Annotated in this window: 15 protein-coding genes and 1 pseudogene; 3 read left to right on the forward strand and 13 right to left on the reverse strand. The window is 61.3% G+C overall.

All coding sequences use genetic code 11. The annotated features are described in order from the left end of the window. Window positions 1–13: 13 nt before the first annotated feature. From ACYCTF_RS03725 to ACYCTF_RS03745, 5 genes are all read right to left on the reverse strand, one after another. Window positions 14–1,342 carry a hypothetical protein gene (locus tag ACYCTF_RS03725; protein WP_461284561.1) on the reverse strand — a complete coding sequence of 443 codons (1,329 nt, stop codon included), beginning with the start codon at window positions 1,340–1,342 and terminating at the stop codon, window positions 14–16. A gap of 67 nt (window positions 1,343–1,409) precedes the next feature. Continuing rightward, window positions 1,410–2,249, reverse strand: a complete 840-nt coding sequence (locus ACYCTF_RS03730) for a P-loop NTPase family protein (RefSeq protein ID WP_461282801.1) — start codon at window positions 2,247–2,249, stop codon at window positions 1,410–1,412. Beyond that, entirely contained in the window at window positions 2,246–3,775 is a 1,530-nt protein-coding gene (locus ACYCTF_RS03735; protein ID WP_461282802.1) for a hypothetical protein, read from the reverse strand. The genes ACYCTF_RS03730 and ACYCTF_RS03735 overlap by 4 nt, the downstream gene beginning before the upstream one ends. A gap of 29 nt (window positions 3,776–3,804) precedes the next feature. Further along, a complete protein-coding gene (locus tag ACYCTF_RS03740; protein WP_461282803.1) occupies window positions 3,805–4,431 on the reverse strand; it encodes a polysaccharide biosynthesis/export family protein in 627 nt (208 codons plus the stop codon). Between the two features lie 106 nt (window positions 4,432–4,537). Beyond that, entirely contained in the window at window positions 4,538–5,923 is a 1,386-nt protein-coding gene (locus ACYCTF_RS03745) for a TIGR03013 family XrtA/PEP-CTERM system glycosyltransferase (RefSeq protein ID WP_461282804.1), read from the reverse strand. Window positions 5,924–6,374: 451 nt separating this feature from the next. Between ACYCTF_RS03745 and ACYCTF_RS03750 the strand changes: the two genes are divergently transcribed. Next, on the forward strand, window positions 6,375–8,153 hold the full coding sequence (locus ACYCTF_RS03750; RefSeq protein WP_461282805.1) for an IS1634 family transposase: 1,779 nt from the start codon (window positions 6,375–6,377) through the stop codon (window positions 8,151–8,153). Window positions 8,154–8,227: 74 nt separating this feature from the next. On the opposite strand, the pseudogene ACYCTF_RS03755 reads toward ACYCTF_RS03750, so the two are convergent. The 7 genes and pseudogenes from ACYCTF_RS03755 to ald all read right to left on the reverse strand — a co-directional run. Further along, window positions 8,228–8,590: pseudogene (locus tag ACYCTF_RS03755) on the reverse strand (AAA family ATPase); the annotation flags it as partial. A 21-nt stretch (window positions 8,591–8,611) separates the two neighbouring features. Next, entirely contained in the window at window positions 8,612–9,352 is a 741-nt protein-coding gene (locus tag ACYCTF_RS03760; protein WP_461282806.1) for a DNA-binding protein, read from the reverse strand. Continuing rightward, entirely contained in the window at window positions 9,349–10,254 is a 906-nt protein-coding gene (locus ACYCTF_RS03765) for a HipA domain-containing protein (protein WP_461282807.1), read from the reverse strand. The genes ACYCTF_RS03760 and ACYCTF_RS03765 overlap by 4 nt, the downstream gene beginning before the upstream one ends. Before the next feature lie 336 nt (window positions 10,255–10,590). Further along, a complete protein-coding gene (locus ACYCTF_RS03770; protein WP_461282808.1) occupies window positions 10,591–11,880 on the reverse strand; it encodes a replication-associated recombination protein A in 1,290 nt (429 codons plus the stop codon). Then, window positions 11,880–12,491, reverse strand: a complete 612-nt coding sequence (gene lolA, locus ACYCTF_RS03775) for an outer membrane lipoprotein chaperone LolA (protein ID WP_461282809.1) — start codon at window positions 12,489–12,491, stop codon at window positions 11,880–11,882. The genes ACYCTF_RS03770 and lolA overlap by 1 nt, the downstream gene beginning before the upstream one ends. A 3-nt stretch (window positions 12,492–12,494) precedes the next feature. After that, window positions 12,495–14,750, reverse strand: a complete 2,256-nt coding sequence (locus ACYCTF_RS03780; RefSeq protein WP_461282810.1) for a DNA translocase FtsK — start codon at window positions 14,748–14,750, stop codon at window positions 12,495–12,497. 43 nt (window positions 14,751–14,793) lie between these two features. Continuing rightward, the gene (gene ald, locus ACYCTF_RS03785; RefSeq protein WP_461282811.1) at window positions 14,794–15,858 is read right to left on the reverse strand and encodes an alanine dehydrogenase; all 1,065 of its coding nucleotides are present in this window, start codon (window positions 15,856–15,858) and stop codon (window positions 14,794–14,796) included. A gap of 127 nt (window positions 15,859–15,985) precedes the next feature. Here ald and trxB point away from each other — a divergent pair, with 127 nt between their 5' ends. Together trxB and ACYCTF_RS03795 are read left to right on the forward strand one after the other, a co-directional pair. Continuing rightward, window positions 15,986–16,957 (forward strand): thioredoxin-disulfide reductase, encoded by a 972-nt coding sequence (gene trxB / locus ACYCTF_RS03790; protein WP_461282812.1) that lies wholly within the window; start codon window positions 15,986–15,988, stop codon window positions 16,955–16,957. After that, on the forward strand, window positions 16,941–17,477 hold the full coding sequence (locus tag ACYCTF_RS03795; RefSeq protein ID WP_461282813.1) for a Smr/MutS family protein: 537 nt from the start codon (window positions 16,941–16,943) through the stop codon (window positions 17,475–17,477). The genes trxB and ACYCTF_RS03795 overlap by 17 nt, the downstream gene beginning before the upstream one ends. On the opposite strand, the gene ispF is transcribed toward ACYCTF_RS03795, so the two are convergent. Next, window positions 17,474–17,956 carry a 2-C-methyl-D-erythritol 2,4-cyclodiphosphate synthase gene (ispF, locus tag ACYCTF_RS03800; protein WP_461282814.1) on the reverse strand — a complete coding sequence of 161 codons (483 nt, stop codon included), beginning with the start codon at window positions 17,954–17,956 and terminating at the stop codon, window positions 17,474–17,476. The two genes, ACYCTF_RS03795 and ispF, sit on opposite strands and share 4 nt — an antisense overlap. Window positions 17,957–17,959: the final 3 nt, after the last annotated feature.

Consider the following 17,959-nt stretch of genomic DNA (forward strand, 5'->3'; position numbering starts at 1 on the left):
TCGATATACATGGCTAATAGAATATGGCGTTTGTGTAGTGGACGAATGGATCCGTCCGCATGCGGTTCGGGTTGGTCATATACGATATGCCCACAATCGCCCTCCACTCGTTGTACGACAACACCGGATCTGTACTGATACCGCGGTCATACATCCCCTCAAGACTTACACTGAGATCCGGCGATAGGCGGTAGCGCACGCGCATGCCACCACCGAAGTCGCGCGTGTCCGCGTTAAAGTTGAAATAATGAATCTTGACGTAGTCGCCAAATATTGAGTCCGTGAGACGGTCCGAAAAGTCGTAACCGATATTGAATACGCCACCTTCAAGCTGTTGGCTCAAGGTCGCCGTCAAGTAGTGCAGGTGCTGCCAAAATGCGCTGATCCGGTCGACCCCATAGGGGCGCCGGTACTCGTAGGCGAGATTCGCCATGCGTCCATAGTAGAGCCCGCCGCCTATGATCTGCCCTGGGTTTATGGCCACAGGTAGGATGAGATTCTGTGCCGGCGCCTCCAGAAGCGAATAGCGCCCAGCGTCTCCATAACTCCGGTCTGCCGAGGCCGTAACCCTCGATCGGGGCCCCAGCGAATCGGTGAGGGCGATGCGCGCCAAGGTCCCCTGCAGGGCTTGCGGCTGTCCCGTCTGCTCGATACGCGTGCGCCCACCCTGCGCCGTGAGCCCGAGATTCCCAAGGCGCGTATCCAGCCCCAGGAAAACATCCTGGCGCCTATAATCCGGGTTTACCAGGGTATTTTGGTAGCGCACTACCTCAGGCACGTAGTTTATGGACGCCTTAGTGCGACGCGAAAAGGCGTGCACGAAGCGGGTCTCCGCCACCCAGCGGTAATTACTGGTCGAGTACGTCGGCGGATTGGTCAAGGGCTCTTTCTGGTAGTAGAAGTTCCTGTAGCGTAGATCGACCTTGAACGCATCAATCGGGTTTACGTACCACGAGAAATTGGGGCCCGCCGAGAAGGCATTCGTGTTCTGCAGGTTTGTCGGCGCCATCACGAAGCGCGGGTCGATTGGCGCCTGTGTGAAGATGTCCCTTTCCGACAAGCTGAATGCCTTCGGCACGATGATGTAATGGGTGAGGGAGTTTACCCCGAAAAGGACATCGTTTCGGTACCTTCCTAGGGTGAAAACCCGCCCTATCGCCTCCAAATCCAGATGCGTATCGAGACGTCTACCATGTTTCTGATAGGAGAACAGCCCGCGAAAGAGGTTGATGTACTCGTTTTCTTTGTGCGTCGGCGACCTAAAGATGTTGTTTGTATAGATCCCGTTATACCCTAGTCCATATTCGATATGGGCCGCCTGCGCCCTTACGGACAGTGCCATAAGGGCGCAGGACCCCATGCCCAGCATCCTGGCGATGCGGGCCGATCGATTGATTTTACGCACGCTCTTAATTCCAGATGATGCGACGTGGCTGCGGCTGGTCGTTAAAAACGACACCGAGAAACTTCTGCTCGTCGATTCCTTTGGCGGCACCCCAGATCTGCGACTCCGTGGCCTTCCCGTAGGGCACGACGAGCAGAACAAAGTCCGCAATCTCCGCGAGCACGGCCGCGTCCGCGGACTCGGCGGGCGATGCGGCGTCGAGCACGATGTAGCGGTCAGGGTAGCGGTCCCGCAAATGGCTAATGAGATCCCGCATACGCCGGGAATCAAGGTGCTCAGTCCCAGCATCGCTCCGACGGCCCGCCGGAATCAGTCGAAAACGGGGCAGTCCACCCTCGTGAATGATCTGGCCCACGTCGACGTCCTCAGCCTCGAGGTAATCTGTCAAACCATAATGAATGTCGCCTGCGACGAGGCGATCTTGTTGCGGATCGCGCAACCGGCAATCGATCAAAAGCGCAGTCTTGGTCTCGTCGAACGCGAACGCGGCGGCCAGATTCAGCGCTACGAAGCTTGCACCGCCATCGGGGACGACGGAGGCCACGAGGATCACGCAGTTCTTGGGGCCTGCGTTCTGCAAGATGTGGGTCCGCATGTGCCGGAACGATTCCACCACTCGGGTGTCCTCCATGTCTTGGTAGATGATCTTGGCCTCTTTCAGATCGGATTTCTCCATCTGAAACTTCTGGGTCATCCTTGGAATCTGGGCCGTGTAGGCCGACAATTCCTTGCCACCCAATACGAGCGGCTTTTCCTGCGCGGCGACCGAGGCAACGGTGGGCACCGGCTGGGCAATGTCGTCCATGGCCCGGGCCTTTTGCAACGCTTTTTCGACTTTGCTCATAGTGTTCTACCTGAAAGGACGATGCTGACAGCGATGAAGAGGACGCTAAACACGAGGACTCCGAGCCAATGAACGCTACGGCGGGCGGATAGCGCTTCGGTCGGCGCATAGAGATGCGGTACGACCGCGAGTAGTGGCAGGTTCAGGGCCTCGGGAATAACGGCCTCGGCGCGGACTCGTGCATCCATCTGGTCGCGGCCATAGAGCAGACCGAACGGGAGCAGAAGACCCAAGACGATACCGCCTATCACGAAGAAGGCGAACGGGGGCCCTATGGGGTTAACGGGCCGCGTGGCCGGCTGGTAGACCCGGAACGAAAGTGCCTGCCGGGCCTCGTCTAGGTTCAAAGACACGCGGGCCTGTTCACGGCGTTTCAGGAGGCCTTCAAGTGTTTTCTGGTTCACCTCGTAGTTGCGCAAGAGCGTCGACACGGCGGAAGAGCCTTGGGCGTTGCGCAGAGCCTTCAACTGCGTCTGCAACAAGGCTTGCGACTCCGCGGCCTCCGCCTGTAATGTGGCGACCCGGGTCTGGGTCTGGTCCAGCTCGTGCTCCAACTTCCGAAAGAACTGTCCTGAACCCACCGCGAAGGCGAACGACTGCTGGCCGGGATGCAAGGCCTTCTCGCGCGCCGTAAGACGCACAAGCTTCGTGCGCAAGCCCGCGATCTCCGAGTTCAGGGCCCGGATGCCTGGATAGGTGCGTCGGTAGTAGAGTCTCAACTTCTGTAGCTGGGCCTCGTCCGCGATGAGTCGCGAGCGATCGACACCCTCTTGGGCGAGGATCGAGCTGCTATGGCCCTGGCCTGTGAGCTCCTGTTCCAGAACACGCACCCGTCCTTGATCTTCCTTGAGCTCGATCCGACTCTTGTCGTAGGCCATGCGCAAATGGGCGATTCGCCGCCGTTCATAGCGTGCGAACGTATGGTTGGCCTCCATGGTATTCGCCTTCAGCTTCTTAATCTCGGCGGCCTCGCTCGCCAGCCTGTGGCGATACAGGGCAACCTCGTTGTTCAAGAAGGTGTAGGCCCCTTGCGACTGGTTCAGGGCCGCCGTTTGATCTTGTGCGATGAATTGGGCAACGACTGCCGCGGTGACGCGGTGGGCACGCGCGGGGTCGGAATCCTTGAACGAGACGCTTATGAGATTCTTGCCAAGGTCCATGACCGATGCTTGGCCGCGCATACTCTTCAGGATCACCGCCTTCTTACGCGGTGACATGGATTTCTTGAACAAGCCTGCCTTCGCCAGGGCGGGCATGAGGATTTCGTGGCTCGTTATGAGATCTTGAGCGATCTTGGCCCGCTGCTGCCCCACATCCGGCTGATAAGCGGCACCTTTGATGAGCGGCGTTATGAGGCGCTTGTTGTTGACGAGAATGAGCGAGGTGGACTGGTAGGTCCTGGGCCACAGCAGCCCCACGACGGTCGCGAGCGCCGTCACAGCGATGAATGTTCCGGCAACGAAGCGGCGGTGCGAGAACGCCTCCTTGCCGAGAATCTGAGCGTTTTGCTCGAATGTCAGTCTCATACTTTGTCCTTATTTCAGATACGGATGACTTAGAGGAGGCGCTCAGGGACCGTGACGATATCCCCCGGGCGCAGACGATAGTTGGTGCCGAGCCGCCCCTCGCTCAGTATGTTGCCGAGATTCACGTGAATAACGCGCTCGGAATGGCCTACGACCCGATGGATCTCGGTGTCATTGGCCGCTGCGAAGGAGTCGACACCGCCGGCATCCAATACCGCATCGAGTACCGTCATGCCTGGCTCGTAGTGGAGCGACGCGGGATGCTGAACGGCCCCCGTGACACGCACCATGTCCTCGTAGCTGTCCTGAACGACACGCTTCACGATCACCGTCACCTGCGGGTCCCGGACGTAGTACGCGAGCTTGGACTTGATCGTCTGCGCGACATTGGACGCGGTATGTCCGGCCACGGGTACAGCACCGATCAGCGGCATCGATATGCGACCATCCGGCCGCACGGGAACGGTCTCGGACAATCGCTTGTTATGCCAAACGGAGATCTCGATGATGTCCGCTATGGCCAGACGGTAATGGGGAATGGTGGCGCGAGCGAGCGTGGCCGTGCGCGGCGCCCCACCGCCCGCGGACATCGGGGTCTGCGCGCAAGCGCTTAGCCCGACCAACGCGAAAGTGGCGACTAATAGCTTTAGCTTCATCTGTTCCATCCTTGGGTGCCTGTTCCTTGTAAGAGCAACTCAACATTATCGCTACGGGCTCATCCCTTATATCCGACCAAGGTCCGCCCGCGAGACTTAAGGTTTACTAGCGTGCGCCATCTTGAAAGATAACGACCTGAACCGTCTGAAAAAGAATAATCAGGTCCAGAAACAGCGTGTTGTTTTTTACGTAATAGAGGTCATACTTGAGCTTCTCTATGGCGTCTTCGACGGACGCGCCATAGGGATAGCGCACCTGGGCCCAACCCGTGATGCCGGGTTTTATGGCGTGGCGATAGCCGTAGTAGGGAATGTCCCGCCTAAGTTGGTCCACGAAGAACGGGCGCTCGGGGCGTGGCCCCACGAAGCTCATATCTCCGCGCAGGACATTGAAGGCCTGCGGCAATTCGTCGATGCGGACCTTGCGGATAAATGCGCCAAGCCGCGTCGCGCGGGCGTCGTTCTGGCGGGCCCACTGCGGCGCCCCATCTTTCTCGGCGTTGACGCGCATACTACGGAACTTGAGCAGGGAGAAAACGTGCCCCCCCTGCCCCACGCGATCCTGCCGATAAAACACCGGACCATGGTCCTCGAGCTTGATCAGGATCGCCGTGATCACCATGATGGGCATGCACACAAGGAGCAGGACCGCGCTCACTGCCATGTCAAAGGCGCGCTTTACCCACGCCTTGAGAAGGCCTTGCTCGAAGCCATCAGCAAATACGAGCCAGCTCGTATTGAGCGACTCAAGCTCAATACGCCCGCTCTCGCGCTCAAAGAAGGTGGTGAGATCCATGACGCGTGTCCCTGCGAGCTTGCACTCGAGCAACTCATTGACCGGCAGCGTGAGCCTACGGTCGCGACTTCCGACCACGATCTCCGTGACACGGTTGTTCCTGGCGATGGCCGCGATGGACTGGCCGCCGCGCAAGACCAGTGGACCATCCATATCCTCGCGTCCGCCGCACGGAACGAACCCCACGATCTGGAACCCGGGCCGCCCGGCCCCCCCTTTGGCGAGGGTAAGGACTGCGCGCGCCCGGCGGCCCGTACCTAGCACGAGCACTTGACGGTTAATGGCCGTATGGTTGGCCACCGCCAAATATAGGATTCGGGTAAGCATCGTCCCACACAAGGCCACGAGCACGACGGAGGCGAGCACGGCCGGCGGCAGGACAAGCGAGGGCAGCACCGGCAAGAGGACACAACACACGAGGAAGCCTAGGGAGAGACTTACGACCAGACGCGGGAAGTAACCCCACTGGCCCTCCTTCAGTTCGCGCTGATAGAGGCCAAGCGCGGTCATGACGGTCACCATCACGAGAACGAACAGAAGCGCCTTGCCCGACGTCGCACCCAAATGCGTCCGCTCGGCGAGCCCGCCGTAGCGAACCTGTGCGCCGAGATAAAGCGCGCCCCACAGAACCAATATCTCGGAAAGGCCAAGAATCAAGAGACTTTTGGGCAGATAATGCCTGAAGATGCGAATCATGTTACGTCCCTGTAACGGCTCAGCTGGCGCCATTTAGCGGCAGCGGCCGCCTAGAGACAATCCGACTTCGGTCTGTTAGACATCTATCCAGGGGGCCACACCACCTCGTCGCGGCGCGCACAGGGAAGGCCGTTCCCCGCGTCTCGTCTGAAAAAACCGTTACAGCACAAGACGTCTAAAGGGGGCGGTCGGCACGGCTCAGATCGCCTTCGCTATATGCCCCTACGACCCGTCCTCTTCCCGATCTCGGGTACGCAGGCGCATGAAACGCTCCTTGATGCGACCCTCTAGACTGAAGTTGCCCCCACCCGTAGTACCGAATATCTCACCGAAGATCCTGTAATCCCTCGTGTTTTTGCGAATGGGATGGTGTTTTTTCTGTAAAAGTGTAGTCACTAACCATTCATGATAAGTGTTGACATGTACGCTTATAACACTTATTAAGATCGGTATGTCGAAGAGAACCGGCGTAGCATATGTAGTTACCACGACACGCCGCCACAAGGGGCGGACCTACCATTCCCATCTGTTGCGTCGCAGTTATCGCGAAGGCACGCGGGTCCGCAATGAGACTCTGGGCAATCTCTCGCATCTCCCCGATTCTCTGATCGATATCATTCGCCGCAGCCTGAAAGGCGAGACCTTCGTGCCCGTGGCCGAGGCCTTCACGGTAACCGCTTCACGAGCCCAGGGGCACGTGCAGGCCGTGGCCTTGATGATGAAGCGCCTGGGGCTTGCCTCGCTCGTGGCCTCCAAGCCTTGCCGGGAACGCGATCTGGTCATGGCGATGGTGGCCGCGCGCATTCTGGCGCCGCACACAAAGCTCGCCACCACCCGCTGGTGGCACACGACGACACTCGCTGAAGACTTCGGGTTCCCAGACGCCGATGAGCAGGATTGTTATGCCGCCATGGACTGGCTGCTGGCCCGTCAAGACCGTATTCAGAAGAAGCTCGCTACACGCCATCTTGAGGAAGGCGGGCTGGTGTTGTATGACCTCAGCTCCAGCTATTTCGAAGGCAATGCCTGCCCGTTGGCGAAGCGCGGCTATAGCCGCGATGGCAGGCACGGGACCCTGCAGGTCGAGTATGGGTTAATGACTGATGATCGGGGGTGTCCTGTGGCGATCTCCGTGCATGAAGGAAATACGGCGGACCCTACGACCTTGATGCCCGAGATCCAGCGCGTGAAGCAGGACTTCGGCATCGAGTCATTCGTGATGGTGGGCGACCGCGGCATGATCTCGCAAAAGGCGATCCTCTCGATTCGTGAACACGGAGGTATCGATTGGATCACGGCATTAAAGAGCGTCAACATTCGGGCCTTAATCGAAGACAAAACCGGCCATGCGGCCGGCAATGCCCTACAACCCGATCTGTCATTGCCGGCCGCATGGCCGGTTGACGAGCGTAATCTGCTGGAGCTCACCCACCCCGATTATCCGGGCGAACGCTTGGTCGCCTGTCGGAATCCGGAGCTTATGATGCTGCGAGGCCATAAGCGCGAGGCCCTCTTGCAGGCCACTGAGGAGAGCCTCCAGAAGATCCAGGCCCGGGTCACCGCCGGACGCCTGAAGGGGCGGGACAATATCGGAGTTCAGGTGGGTCGCGTCATCGATCGGTACAAGATGGCCAAACACTTCGAGAGGGACATTCAGGACACCACCTTCTCCTTCCGTCGTAAGACCGCAGATATTGCCGCGGAAGCGGCCCTAGATGGCGTTTATATCATCCGCACCTCGGTCCCGGTCGTTCGGATGGAGGCCCCTGAGTGTGTACGGCGCTATAAATCCTTGGCCCAGGTCGAGCGCGCCTTTCGTTCGCTCAAAACGATGGATCTGAAGATTCGTCCGATCCATCACCGCTTAGCCGATCGCGTAAGGGCCCATCTCTTCCTCTGTATGCTCTCCTATTACGTCGAGTGGCATCTGCGTGAGGCCTGGCGGGAATTGATGTTTGCAGACGAGGATCAGGAGGCCCAAGAGACCCGCGACCCCGTAGCCCCTGCAGAGCGCTCTCTAGCCGCCAAAAGAAAAGCCTCACGACATCACCAGGAGGACGGCACCCCGGTGCATAGCTTCCAGACCTTGCTCGCCGATCTTGCCACTGTGATGCGCAATACCTGTTGCGCCCCGGTGGCAGGTCCCAATGCCCCGAGCTTCTCGGTGACGACTACGCCTACGCCCCTCCAAGAGCGGGCCCTGGCATTGATCGAGAATCTGGTCGTGTAGTCAGAACGCGGAAGCGCGTTTGTGACAAAACGACTTGAATCATAAGAGAAATCTGTTTGGTAGTGGGGGCAACTTCAGTCTAGACCACGGTCGGTGGGTTCGTAGTAGACGGCAGGTTTCATGCCGTCAGGAAAATAGGAGACGCCAGCAGCATAGGCCTCTGGTTCGTCGTGGGGGTAGCGGTAATCGCGGCCGTGGCCCAAGCTTCGGGCAAGCTTGGTCGGGGCGTTGCGCAGATGCGCGGGAACCGGTTGCGTCCCGTGGGTTTGCACGTCGCGCAGGGCGGCCTGGAAGGCCCGGTAGACGGCGTTACTCTTGGGTGCCGAAGCCAGATACGCCGCGGCGTGGGCAAGCGCGAGATCTCCCTCGGGACGCCCGAGGCGATCGAAGGCCTGCCAGGCATCCAGGGCGATGGTGAGCGCGCGCGGATCGGCGTTAATGTTCCCGCAGCCCCGCTATTAGATCGGTTGGAAATCCGGCCCCGCCATCATTTTATGACCAGGCGCCATCACCCCATTCATCTCGACAAGGATCCGGCGATTCGGCGGCGTCTCGGCCTCGTTGTTCCTAACCACACGCGCAGACAACTCCTGATGCTGGCCCACCGCCGGCACCAAATCATCGACAAGATAGCGCGGGGCCCATCCCACAACCTCATAGCGCCGAGTCGCGAGCTGAATGGCGATACCTGTAGCGGGGTTATTCAGCTCCAAAGCAACCTGCAGGGGCTCGTCCGACATAAGCGTTGGCCAGACCTTATGCACCTCCTCACTAAGGTAACGTAGTCCGTGCAGAAAAAACCGACACCGAAAGCGGTTATCTGGGCCCATTTCCAGTCTCGGAAAGACCTCAAAATTGTCCGTCTGCCGCTCGCCGCCCGATAACGCCAGAATCTCCACTGGGTCTGGATGTGCAGAATCCAGTGCAAGCGTGCGCAGGTAATCGGGAAAATCTTTGCGCTGAAAATCAAGAACGCGATTCTTAAACAAAGGAAACAGCTCACCCGCCTCATATCGGGCGCGGAAGTTGGGGAAAGCCATAAGCGGACGAAACCCTGCCTCCTTCGCCGCGCGCCAGGCCCCGTGCACATACGTGAACCAGAACAATCCCTGTTGCCGATCTGTATCTAGGCGACCGACGGGGAACCAAGCATTTCCGGGCCCCGGGGACTGCCAAGCCAAGTATAGCGTTCTCGTCATACCAACCCCTTCAACACCTTCAATGACTCCGCCAAAAAAGCCGCACAAAAGGTCTTGGCGATCTCGCTCATTCTGTCCTCCGGGACCGACTCCAGAAAAACGGACAGCTGCGGCTTGCTCATACTGATAACCCTCGTAAGCGCCGGAAGGAAGTGCTCCCTGCAACCAGGCTCATGCATCGCTCGCGCCAAAAGCCGTTGCGGGTTCTCCCCCTGCCGGTCATCCCTCGACCAATAGACTGCACCATGGCCATTCCGCAGATACTCACTCATCTTACCATTGGCCAAAACTAGCTTCCGACGCTCATCGGTCAACTCACGACCTAACGATGAGGCATGATCGAAGGTCGGTGCAACCTCGCTCATTGCGCCGACATTGCAAGCGGCGTGATGCTGCCTTGTCTCTAAGATACCCCAGTTTTCATGGTGACGATCCGTGTTACCTATGAAGGCATCCAGAACTATATAACTTGCGAGCCTCTGCAGTGCCTGCACCCTCGCAACCGATTCATGGAACAAAGAATATACAGCCTTCGTCACATTGCCAAGCGTATGATCGGACTGCTGAAAGCGCTTATTACGATCGTACCCTATGACCCCACCCGCCAAAATTTCATTACCGTGAACCAAATTCACCCCGGATGACCGCGCAACGAAGGAGCGCGAAGCACATCCGCGTCGCCCCTGATACGCGGCAAGCTCAACCCTGGCGGCCGGTATGTTGGCGCCGCAAGCGATCTCCGCGGCAAGCTTTTCCGCCCAATCCTCACCGGTGTTCCTGCGCGCTTCCTTAAAGAGCCACTCATGCCCCTCGAAGCGGAACCAAAACTTCGGCTTTGAGCCAAGCGTTTCGTCCCCAATGACCCACCGTGGCGGAATGTCGATAACCGGATAGAATTGCATCGTAGTCCCGCCTCCGCGGGTTGCCCAAACCAACCTGATTGCATGCTCTTTCCGGAGGCATAGAGCCACCCGCTCTAGCCGGGCATTAACCTCAAAGCGGAGGATCCAAGACAGACCCTCGCGGCATTGGTCTTTGTCCTCAGGGGCTTCTTTCCCGCCGGAAAGATTTGCAACACGGAGCCTGTCGGCGGTCCCTCTCCTGCGGCACACTCACTGCCGACTGTATACCGCATCCGTAATTAGCTACCATTGTGCGCCAAAGGAATCCGCTAAGGTAGCGTAGCCAGCTGCGCCCGATTACGGACCTGCAATCCCACATTTGAGTGCAGATAACCCCTACGACCCGCCCTCTTCCCGATCTCGGGTACGCAGGCGCATGAAACGCTCCTTGATGCGACCCTCTAGACCACGGTCGGTGGGTTCGTAGTAGACAGCAGGTTTCATGCCGTCAGGAAAATAGGAGACGCCAGCAGCATAGGCCTCTGGTTCGTCGTGGGGGTAGCGGTAATCGCGGCCGTGGCCCAAGCTTCGGGCAAGCTTGGTCGGGGCGTTGCGCAGATGCGCGGGAACCGGTTGCGTCCCGTGGGTTTGCACGTCGCGCAGGGCGGCCTGGAAGGCCCGGTAGACGGCGTTACTCTTGGGTGCCGAAGCCAGATACGCCGCGGCGTGGGCAAGCGCGAGATCCCCCTCGGGACGCCCGAGGCGATCGAAGGCCTGCCAGGCATCCAGGGCGATGGTGAGCGCGCGCGGATCGGCGTTACCGATATCCTCGCTCGCGGCGCGTACCAACCTCCGGGCGACGTAGCGCGGATCGCAACCCCCATCGAGCAACCGCGCGAGCCAATACAAGGCGCCGTCGGGGCTCGAGCCACGCACTGCTTTGTGCAGGGCGGAGATCTGGTCATAAAAGAGATCCCCACCTTTATCGAAGCGCCGATAACGTGTGCCGGCCGCACGGCGCACGTGTGGCTCCTCAATGAGCCCGGTGCCCGCCTCCTCCGCGAGCTCCGCTGCCATCTCAAGCAGGGTGAGCGCCCGGCGCCCATCGCCATCGGCCAGTTCCGCTACGAAGGCGAGCGCCTCGTCCGACGCCGTGAAGACACTCGCCAGACCCTCTGGCGCCTCCAGGGCCCGATGCAGGAGCGCGATCAAATCCTGCTCGGTGAGAGGCTCTAGAATATGGAGTCGCAGACGCGAGAGGATGGCGGCCGTGAGCGCAAAGGCCGGGTTCTCGGTCGTCGCCCCGATCAGGACCACGCTGCCCTCCTCCAAGGGTCGCAGCAGCGCATCCTGCTGGGCGCGCGTGTAGCGATGAATCTCATCTATGAAGGCGATAAGGCCGCGCCCCCTTTCACGCGCCTGCCGTCCGCGCTCCTCCAAATCCTTCAATTCCCGCACACCACTCGAAAGCGCACTCAAGGCGACGAACTCCTCGCCCGAGGCCTGCGCTAGCAGACGCGCGAGCGTGGTCTTGCCGCTTCCTGGTGGCCCATAAAGAATCATGGGATAGGGGTGGCCGCGTTGATAGGCCACACGCAGCGGCGCGTCCGCCGCCAACAGCGACTTCTGTCCCACGAACTCGGCGAGAGTCCGGGGGCGCAGGCGTTCCGCCAGGGGAGTACGCACTATTGGTAGACGATGGCCGTGTGCGGTGGCGGCCGGAACCGGAAGGTGGAAGTTGGAAGTCGCATGTTCCAGTGCAGACCGCGCAAGCGGATGTCGGTCGTCTGATCCATGGCGTCCTCCACGACGATGCGCCGGATGCGCGCCCCGTGGTAGCCGATTCGAATCCAGCGGAAGCCTTGGCCGCGGCCATGCGGCTTAAGGCTTATCCACCGCAATCCGCCGCGGCTTGCGAGCGTTTGCACCGAAAAGAAATTCTTAAGATGACCATCGCCCGCCAGCAGTAGCGCGGGCGTGCGCCCGAGCGCGGCGCTCGCGCTGTAGCGCGTGGCCTGCGCAAGCCCAGGATCGTACAACCACACACTATGCCCATGTCCTATGATCTGCTCCCGGTAGGGCGCGGAATAATCCCAACGGAATCGCCCCGGGCGCTCAAGCCACAGCTGCCCCTGGCCATGGCTCACCACCCGTCCGCGGTGGTCGCGCACGGTCTGCGTGAATTGTCCGTGCAGGGTATGGACGGTGGCGAAGAATCGCGCAAGATCGGCGGCAAGGACCTGTGACGGGACCAGCGCTGTGAGCCACAACGCGACCGATAAGAAGCTGCGGCCCATGAATCAATCCTCCGGTGGGGGCGGCGCGAGCACCTCGCGACTGCCGTTCGATTGGAGCGGACCGACCACGCCCGAACGCTCCATCTGTTCGATGAGCCGCGCAGCCCGGTTGTATCCTATGCGCAGGCGCCGCTGCACACCGGACACCGAGGCGCGTCGGCTCTCGGTCACGATACGCAAGGCCTCATCATACAATTCGTCGGCCTCACCGTCTTCCGTTCCGCCTTCCGCGCTACCTTCGCCGCCCTCTTCGGGGGCGAATATGCGCTCGTCATACACAGGCGTGCCGGTCTTTTTCAGGGCCGAGACCACTTTATGCACCTCGGCATCGGCCACAAAGGCGCCATGGACGCGATGCGGAAACCCCGTCCCCGCCTGCAAGAACAGCATATCGCCGTGGCCCAGCAATTGTTCCGCCCCCATCTGATCCAAGACCGTGCGCGAATCGACCTTGGCAGATACCTGAAAGGCAATGCGCGCCGGAATATTGGCCTTGATGAGCCCGGTAATGACGTCGACCGACGGCCTCTGCGTAGCGAGTACGAGATGCAGTCCCGCCGCACGCGCCTTCTGCGCGAGGCGCGCGATCAATTCCTCGACCTTCTTACCGACCACCATCATAAGGTCCGCCAACTCATCGATGACGATGACCACGTAGGGGAGCCGGCCCATCTCCCGCACCTCCCCCTCGGGCGCCAGGGGATCGTTCAAGATCTCGCCGCGTGCGTGTGCATCGTCATAACGCTTGTTGTAGCCAGCGAGATTGCGCACGCCGAGGGAGGCCATGGCCCGGTAGCGGCGATCCATCTCGCCTATGCACCACCGCAAGGCCTGCGCGGCCTGCTTCATGTCCGTGACTACAGGCGCCAGGAGGTGCGGTAGCCCGTCATAGACGGCGAGCTCGAGCATCTTGGGATCAATCAGGATGAGCCGCACGTCGGCGGGCGTCGCCTTATAGACGAAACTCAAGATCACGGCGTTCAGACACACGGACTTTCCAGACCCGGTGGTGCCTGCGATCAGGAGATGTGGCATACGCGCCAGATCCGTCACGACAGGCTGACCGCTTATGTCCTTTCCGAGCGCGAGCGCAAGCGGCGAGGCGACCGCCTCATAGGCGCTGGATGAGAGAATCTCGCGCAACCGCACCACTTCGCGCCGCTCATTGGGCACCTCGATCCCGATATAGGTCTTGCCCGGTATGTTCTCGACCACACGCACACTCACCACCGACAAGGCGCGGGCCAGATCCCGCTGCAAGCCCGTAATCTGGCTCGCCTTGATGCCGGGGGCAGGCTCGATCTCGAAGCGCGTGATGACCGGACCTGGGTGCACCGCCTCCACCTTGACCTCGATATGGAAGTCGAGCAGCTTCTTTTCGAGGAGACGCGACATGGCGTGCAGCGACTCCTCGGAAAAACTCGCCTTCTCTCCCGAGGGCATGTCGAGCAGAGACAGCGAAGGCAATGCCGAATCGGTAGATGCGAGAAAGCTCGTCTGGCGGCTGCGTGCGACCGGCGGCTCCTCAAGCACCCCCACGGCGGGCTCGATGCGCGGCGGCGCGGGCCGCTTCAAGGCCTTGCGGCCCTTCAGTACCGTCTCCTCGCGTTCGTGGCGCGCGCGCCTGCCTCGCCAACGATCCGCCAAAGCCCCAAATCGCGCCCTAATCCCGAACACCACGCCAAAGGCCGCATCCCCGACGCGATCCATGACTCCGAACCAAGAGATGCCGGTCGCGAGGGTAAAACCCGCCAGAAACACGGCGAGCAGGAAGAGTGTCGCCCCCACGGGATCTATGATGCGCGAGAGCGCGGTCGACACGACCCCGCCCAAAAGGCCACCAGCACGAAACGGCAGGAAGAGCGGTCCGTGGAAATCCAGACCCGCCAAACCACAGGCACCGACGAAGGCAAGCGCCACGCCAAACGCTGCCACCTTCAATGAATGTCCGGGGGCCGCAGCGCGCGGACGCAAAAGACGCACGCCGCCCCAGGCGACGAGGATCGGAATCACATAGGAGGGCACACCAAGCAGCGCGAGTAGACTGTCCGAGAGCCACGCGCCAGCAAGCCCGCCCGCGTTACGCACCGCGGTGCCGCCTGTGTGCGACCACCCGGGATCGTCGCCATGGAAGGTCGCGATCGCGAGCGCCATATAAAGGGCGAGCGCCAACACCACAAACAGCAAGGCCTCACGCACGAGGCGCGACGCCGCGGGAGCAAGCGCCGCTCGCTCGCGCTTAAACCGTGCCTGACTCATGCGAGTGAAGTCTCCACGCCACGCCCAGCCGACACCTGGCACCTCATGATGACATAGCGGACGCGACCGCATCGTGCGCGATGCGGCCCTCGCGCACATTGAGACCGCCCGCGAGCCGCGCATCGTCGACCCCTTGTGCGGCTAAGATCTGCACATAGGGTAGCAGCACAGCGGAGAGCGCCTGCGATGCGGTACGCGGCACGGCACCCGGCATATTGGTCACACCGAAATGGATGACACCCTCTTCGACATAGGCCGGATGTCCGTAATCGGTCGGGCGCATCGTCTCCACACATCCGCCCTGGTCGATCGCGATATCAACGATGACAGAACCCCGCCGCATCCCACGCACCATCGAGCGGGTCACAACGCGCGGGGCACGGGCGCCCGCCACGAGTACGGCGCCTATGAGCAGATCGGCCTCGCGCGTGGCCGCCGCGATCGTCTCCTCGTAGGCTGGCAAGGCTGTCACATTGGGGCCTACCGCCATCATGGCGCTCAAACGGGAGCGTAAGCGATCGAACACGGTGACCCGCGCACCGAGCGCGGCGGCCACGCGCACGGCATTGCCTCCCGCTTCCCCGGCGCCGACCACAACCACGTGGCCACGCTCAGCCCCAGGCAGGCCGCCCAAGAGGATGCCGCGGCCGCCCGTTCCAGCGTGCAGGAGTTGCGCCCCAATCTGGATTGCGAGCCGTCCGGCGATATCGCTCATAGGCGCAAGCAGCGGGAGCTGGCCATCTTGGACGACGGTCTCGAAGGCCACGGCGGTGAGGCCAAGCCCTTGAAGGGCCTCGGTCAATGGGCGGTTGGCGGCGAGGTGCAGATAGGAAAACAGGATATGATCGGACCGCAACAGGCGCCACTCCTCACTGATCGGCTCCTTGACCTTCACGATCAGCTGCGCCGACCGGAAGAGCGTCTCGGCGTCGGGGACGATGCGCGCACCGTGCACCGCATACTCCTCGTCACCGAAACCGCTGCCGCAACCCGCCCCCGCCTCGAAGAAGACCTCATGCCCCTCCTGGACCAGGACCGCCACCGCGTGCGGCACCAACGCGACCCGCGCTTCCCATGGCTTCACTTCCCGTGGTATCCCTATGCGCATACGATCCTCCGATCCTTGCCAGTCTAACGGGCTTTGGACGAGCCCGCCACGGCGCGTTGATCCAGGCCGACAAAAGGGGCAGGATTGGGCCTATAATACCTGATCATTGCACCCTGCGAGGCCTGTTATGGCAGCACCGCGTCACGCCCGTCTCCTCATTCTCGGATCCGGTCCCGCCGGCTATACGGCCGCGATCTACGCTGCGCGCGCGAACCTGCGCCCGCTTCTGATCACGGGCCTCGAACAGGGCGGTCAGCTCATGACCACGACCGATGTCGATAACTGGCCAGGCGACGTCGAGGGCCTGCAAGGTCCGGACCTAATGGACCGCATGAGGCGCCATGCCGAGCGCTTCCAGACCGAGATCATCTTTGACCATATCCACAAGGCCGACGTGAGCGGCCACCCCTTCGTCCTTAAGGGCGATGCCGGCGAGTACACCTGCGACGCCCTCATCATCGCCACCGGCGCGTCGGCCAAGTACTTGGGACTACCCTCCGAGGAGCGCTATCGAGGGAAAGGGGTATCGGCCTGCGCCACCTGCGACGGCTTCTTCTATAAAGGGAAGCCCGTGGCGGTGATCGGTGGCGGCAACACGGCCGTGGAGGAGGCCCTGTACCTTTCGGCCATCGCCTCGGAGGTCATAGTCGTGCACCGCCGGGATCGGTTCAAGGCCGAGGCCATCCTGATCGATCAGCTGCTCGCCAAGACCCGAGATGGCAACGTCCGCATCGAATGGAACGCCGACCTCGAGGAGATCGTGGGGGATAAGAACGGCGTGACCGGGGTTCACATCAAGACGCCGGACGGCCAGAAGACCATCCCCGTCCATGGCGTATTCGTGGCCATCGGGCACGCACCGAATACCGGCCTCTTCGAGGGGCAGCTCGACATGGTCAAGGGCTACATCAAGACCGGCCGAGTCGAGGGTCAACTGACGGCCACCAGCGTCCGCGGGGTATTCGCCGCCGGAGATGTCCAGGACTTTATCTACCGCCAGGCCGTGACGTCGGCTGGCAGCGGCTGCATGGCCGCCCTCGACGCCGAACGCTACCTGGGAACGCTCGAAGGGAATCCCGCGCATGGCGGACAATCCTGACGATCCCAAATCGCAATTCGCGCGGGCCATGAAGGACGTGCGCAAGCTCGCCCAGGACCGGGTCACGCCGTTTCGTCCGCGCCTACGCCCGATCCCCTGGCAGTCACGACGTGACGCCCAGGCGGTCTTGGCCGAGATGCTCTCGTTCACGCCCCACGACGTCGACATCGCCACTGGCGAGGAGCTGCTCTTTCGGCGTCCCGGGATCGACAAGGACACCATGCAACGTATGAAACGCGGGCATTACGTCCTCGAAGGCGAACTTGACCTGCATGGCCTCACAGTCGAGCAGGCGCGCGGCGCCTTCGCGGGCTTCCTGCACGAGGCCACCCGCCAGGGCCTGCGCTGTGTGCGCATTATCCATGGCAAGGGCCTGGGTTCGGAGGCCCGTCTACCGGTCCTGAAGGGTTATGTGAATCGCTGGCTCCGGCAGACGAACGCAGTCCTCGCGTTCTGCTCGGCGCGCCCTGAACAAGGCGGCACCGGCGCCGTCACCGTACTCCTGAAACGCCAGATTTAGGGCGCTCGCCGCAGATCCAAAAGCACGACGGCATGCGCGCTCATGCCCTCGGCGCGTCCGGTATAGCCCATCCCCTCGGTAGTCGTCGCCTTGACGTTCACGCAGTCCAATGCGACCTCAAGGTCGGCGGCGAGGTGCTCTGCCATCTGCCCCACAAACGGCGCAAGACGCGGAGCCTCGGCCACGATCGTGGCGTCCATATTGACCACGAATAGCCCCCGTTCCTTGATCATGGCGACCACGGTACGCAGCAACATGCGACTATCGCAATCCCGATAGCGGGCATCCTTGGCCGGGAAATGCCGGCCCAGATCGCCCAAAGCGGCGGCCCCGAGACAGGCGCTCGTCACCGCGTGAGTCAGCACATCGGCGTCGGAATGACCGCCCAGACCGCGGGGGTGCGGGATGGTCACGCCCCCTAAGATCAGCGGCCGACCCTCCACCAGCCCGTGCGCATCGAACCCCTGCCCTATTCGCATATC

This window comes from Acidiferrobacter sp., assembly GCF_054609335.1.

Coding starts and splice junctions, on each gene's coding strand:
- ACYCTF_RS03725 (WP_461284561.1), bottom strand. CDS start 1,342: ATGGCACTGTCCGTAAGGGCGCAGGCGGCCCATATCGAATATGGACTA.
- ACYCTF_RS03730 (WP_461282801.1), bottom strand. CDS start 2,249: ATGAGCAAAGTCGAAAAAGCGTTGCAAAAGGCCCGGGCCATGGACGAC.
- ACYCTF_RS03735 (WP_461282802.1), bottom strand. CDS start 3,775: ATGAGACTGACATTCGAGCAAAACGCTCAGATTCTCGGCAAGGAGGCG.
- ACYCTF_RS03740 (WP_461282803.1), bottom strand. CDS start 4,431: ATGAAGCTAAAGCTATTAGTCGCCACTTTCGCGTTGGTCGGGCTAAGC.
- ACYCTF_RS03745 (WP_461282804.1), bottom strand. CDS start 5,923: ATGATTCGCATCTTCAGGCATTATCTGCCCAAAAGTCTCTTGATTCTT.
- ACYCTF_RS03750 (WP_461282805.1), top strand. CDS start 6,375: ATGTCGAAGAGAACCGGCGTAGCATATGTAGTTACCACGACACGCCGC.
- ACYCTF_RS03760 (WP_461282806.1), bottom strand. CDS start 9,352: ATGACGAGAACGCTATACTTGGCTTGGCAGTCCCCGGGGCCCGGAAAT.
- ACYCTF_RS03765 (WP_461282807.1), bottom strand. CDS start 10,254: ATGCAATTCTATCCGGTTATCGACATTCCGCCACGGTGGGTCATTGGG.
- lolA (WP_461282809.1), bottom strand. CDS start 12,491: ATGGGCCGCAGCTTCTTATCGGTCGCGTTGTGGCTCACAGCGCTGGTC.
- ACYCTF_RS03780 (WP_461282810.1), bottom strand. CDS start 14,750: ATGAGTCAGGCACGGTTTAAGCGCGAGCGAGCGGCGCTTGCTCCCGCG.
- ald (WP_461282811.1), bottom strand. CDS start 15,858: ATGCGCATAGGGATACCACGGGAAGTGAAGCCATGGGAAGCGCGGGTC.
- trxB (WP_461282812.1), top strand. CDS start 15,986: ATGGCAGCACCGCGTCACGCCCGTCTCCTCATTCTCGGATCCGGTCCC.
- ACYCTF_RS03795 (WP_461282813.1), top strand. CDS start 16,941: ATGGCGGACAATCCTGACGATCCCAAATCGCAATTCGCGCGGGCCATG.
- ispF (WP_461282814.1), bottom strand. CDS start 17,956: ATGCGAATAGGGCAGGGGTTCGATGCGCACGGGCTGGTGGAGGGTCGG.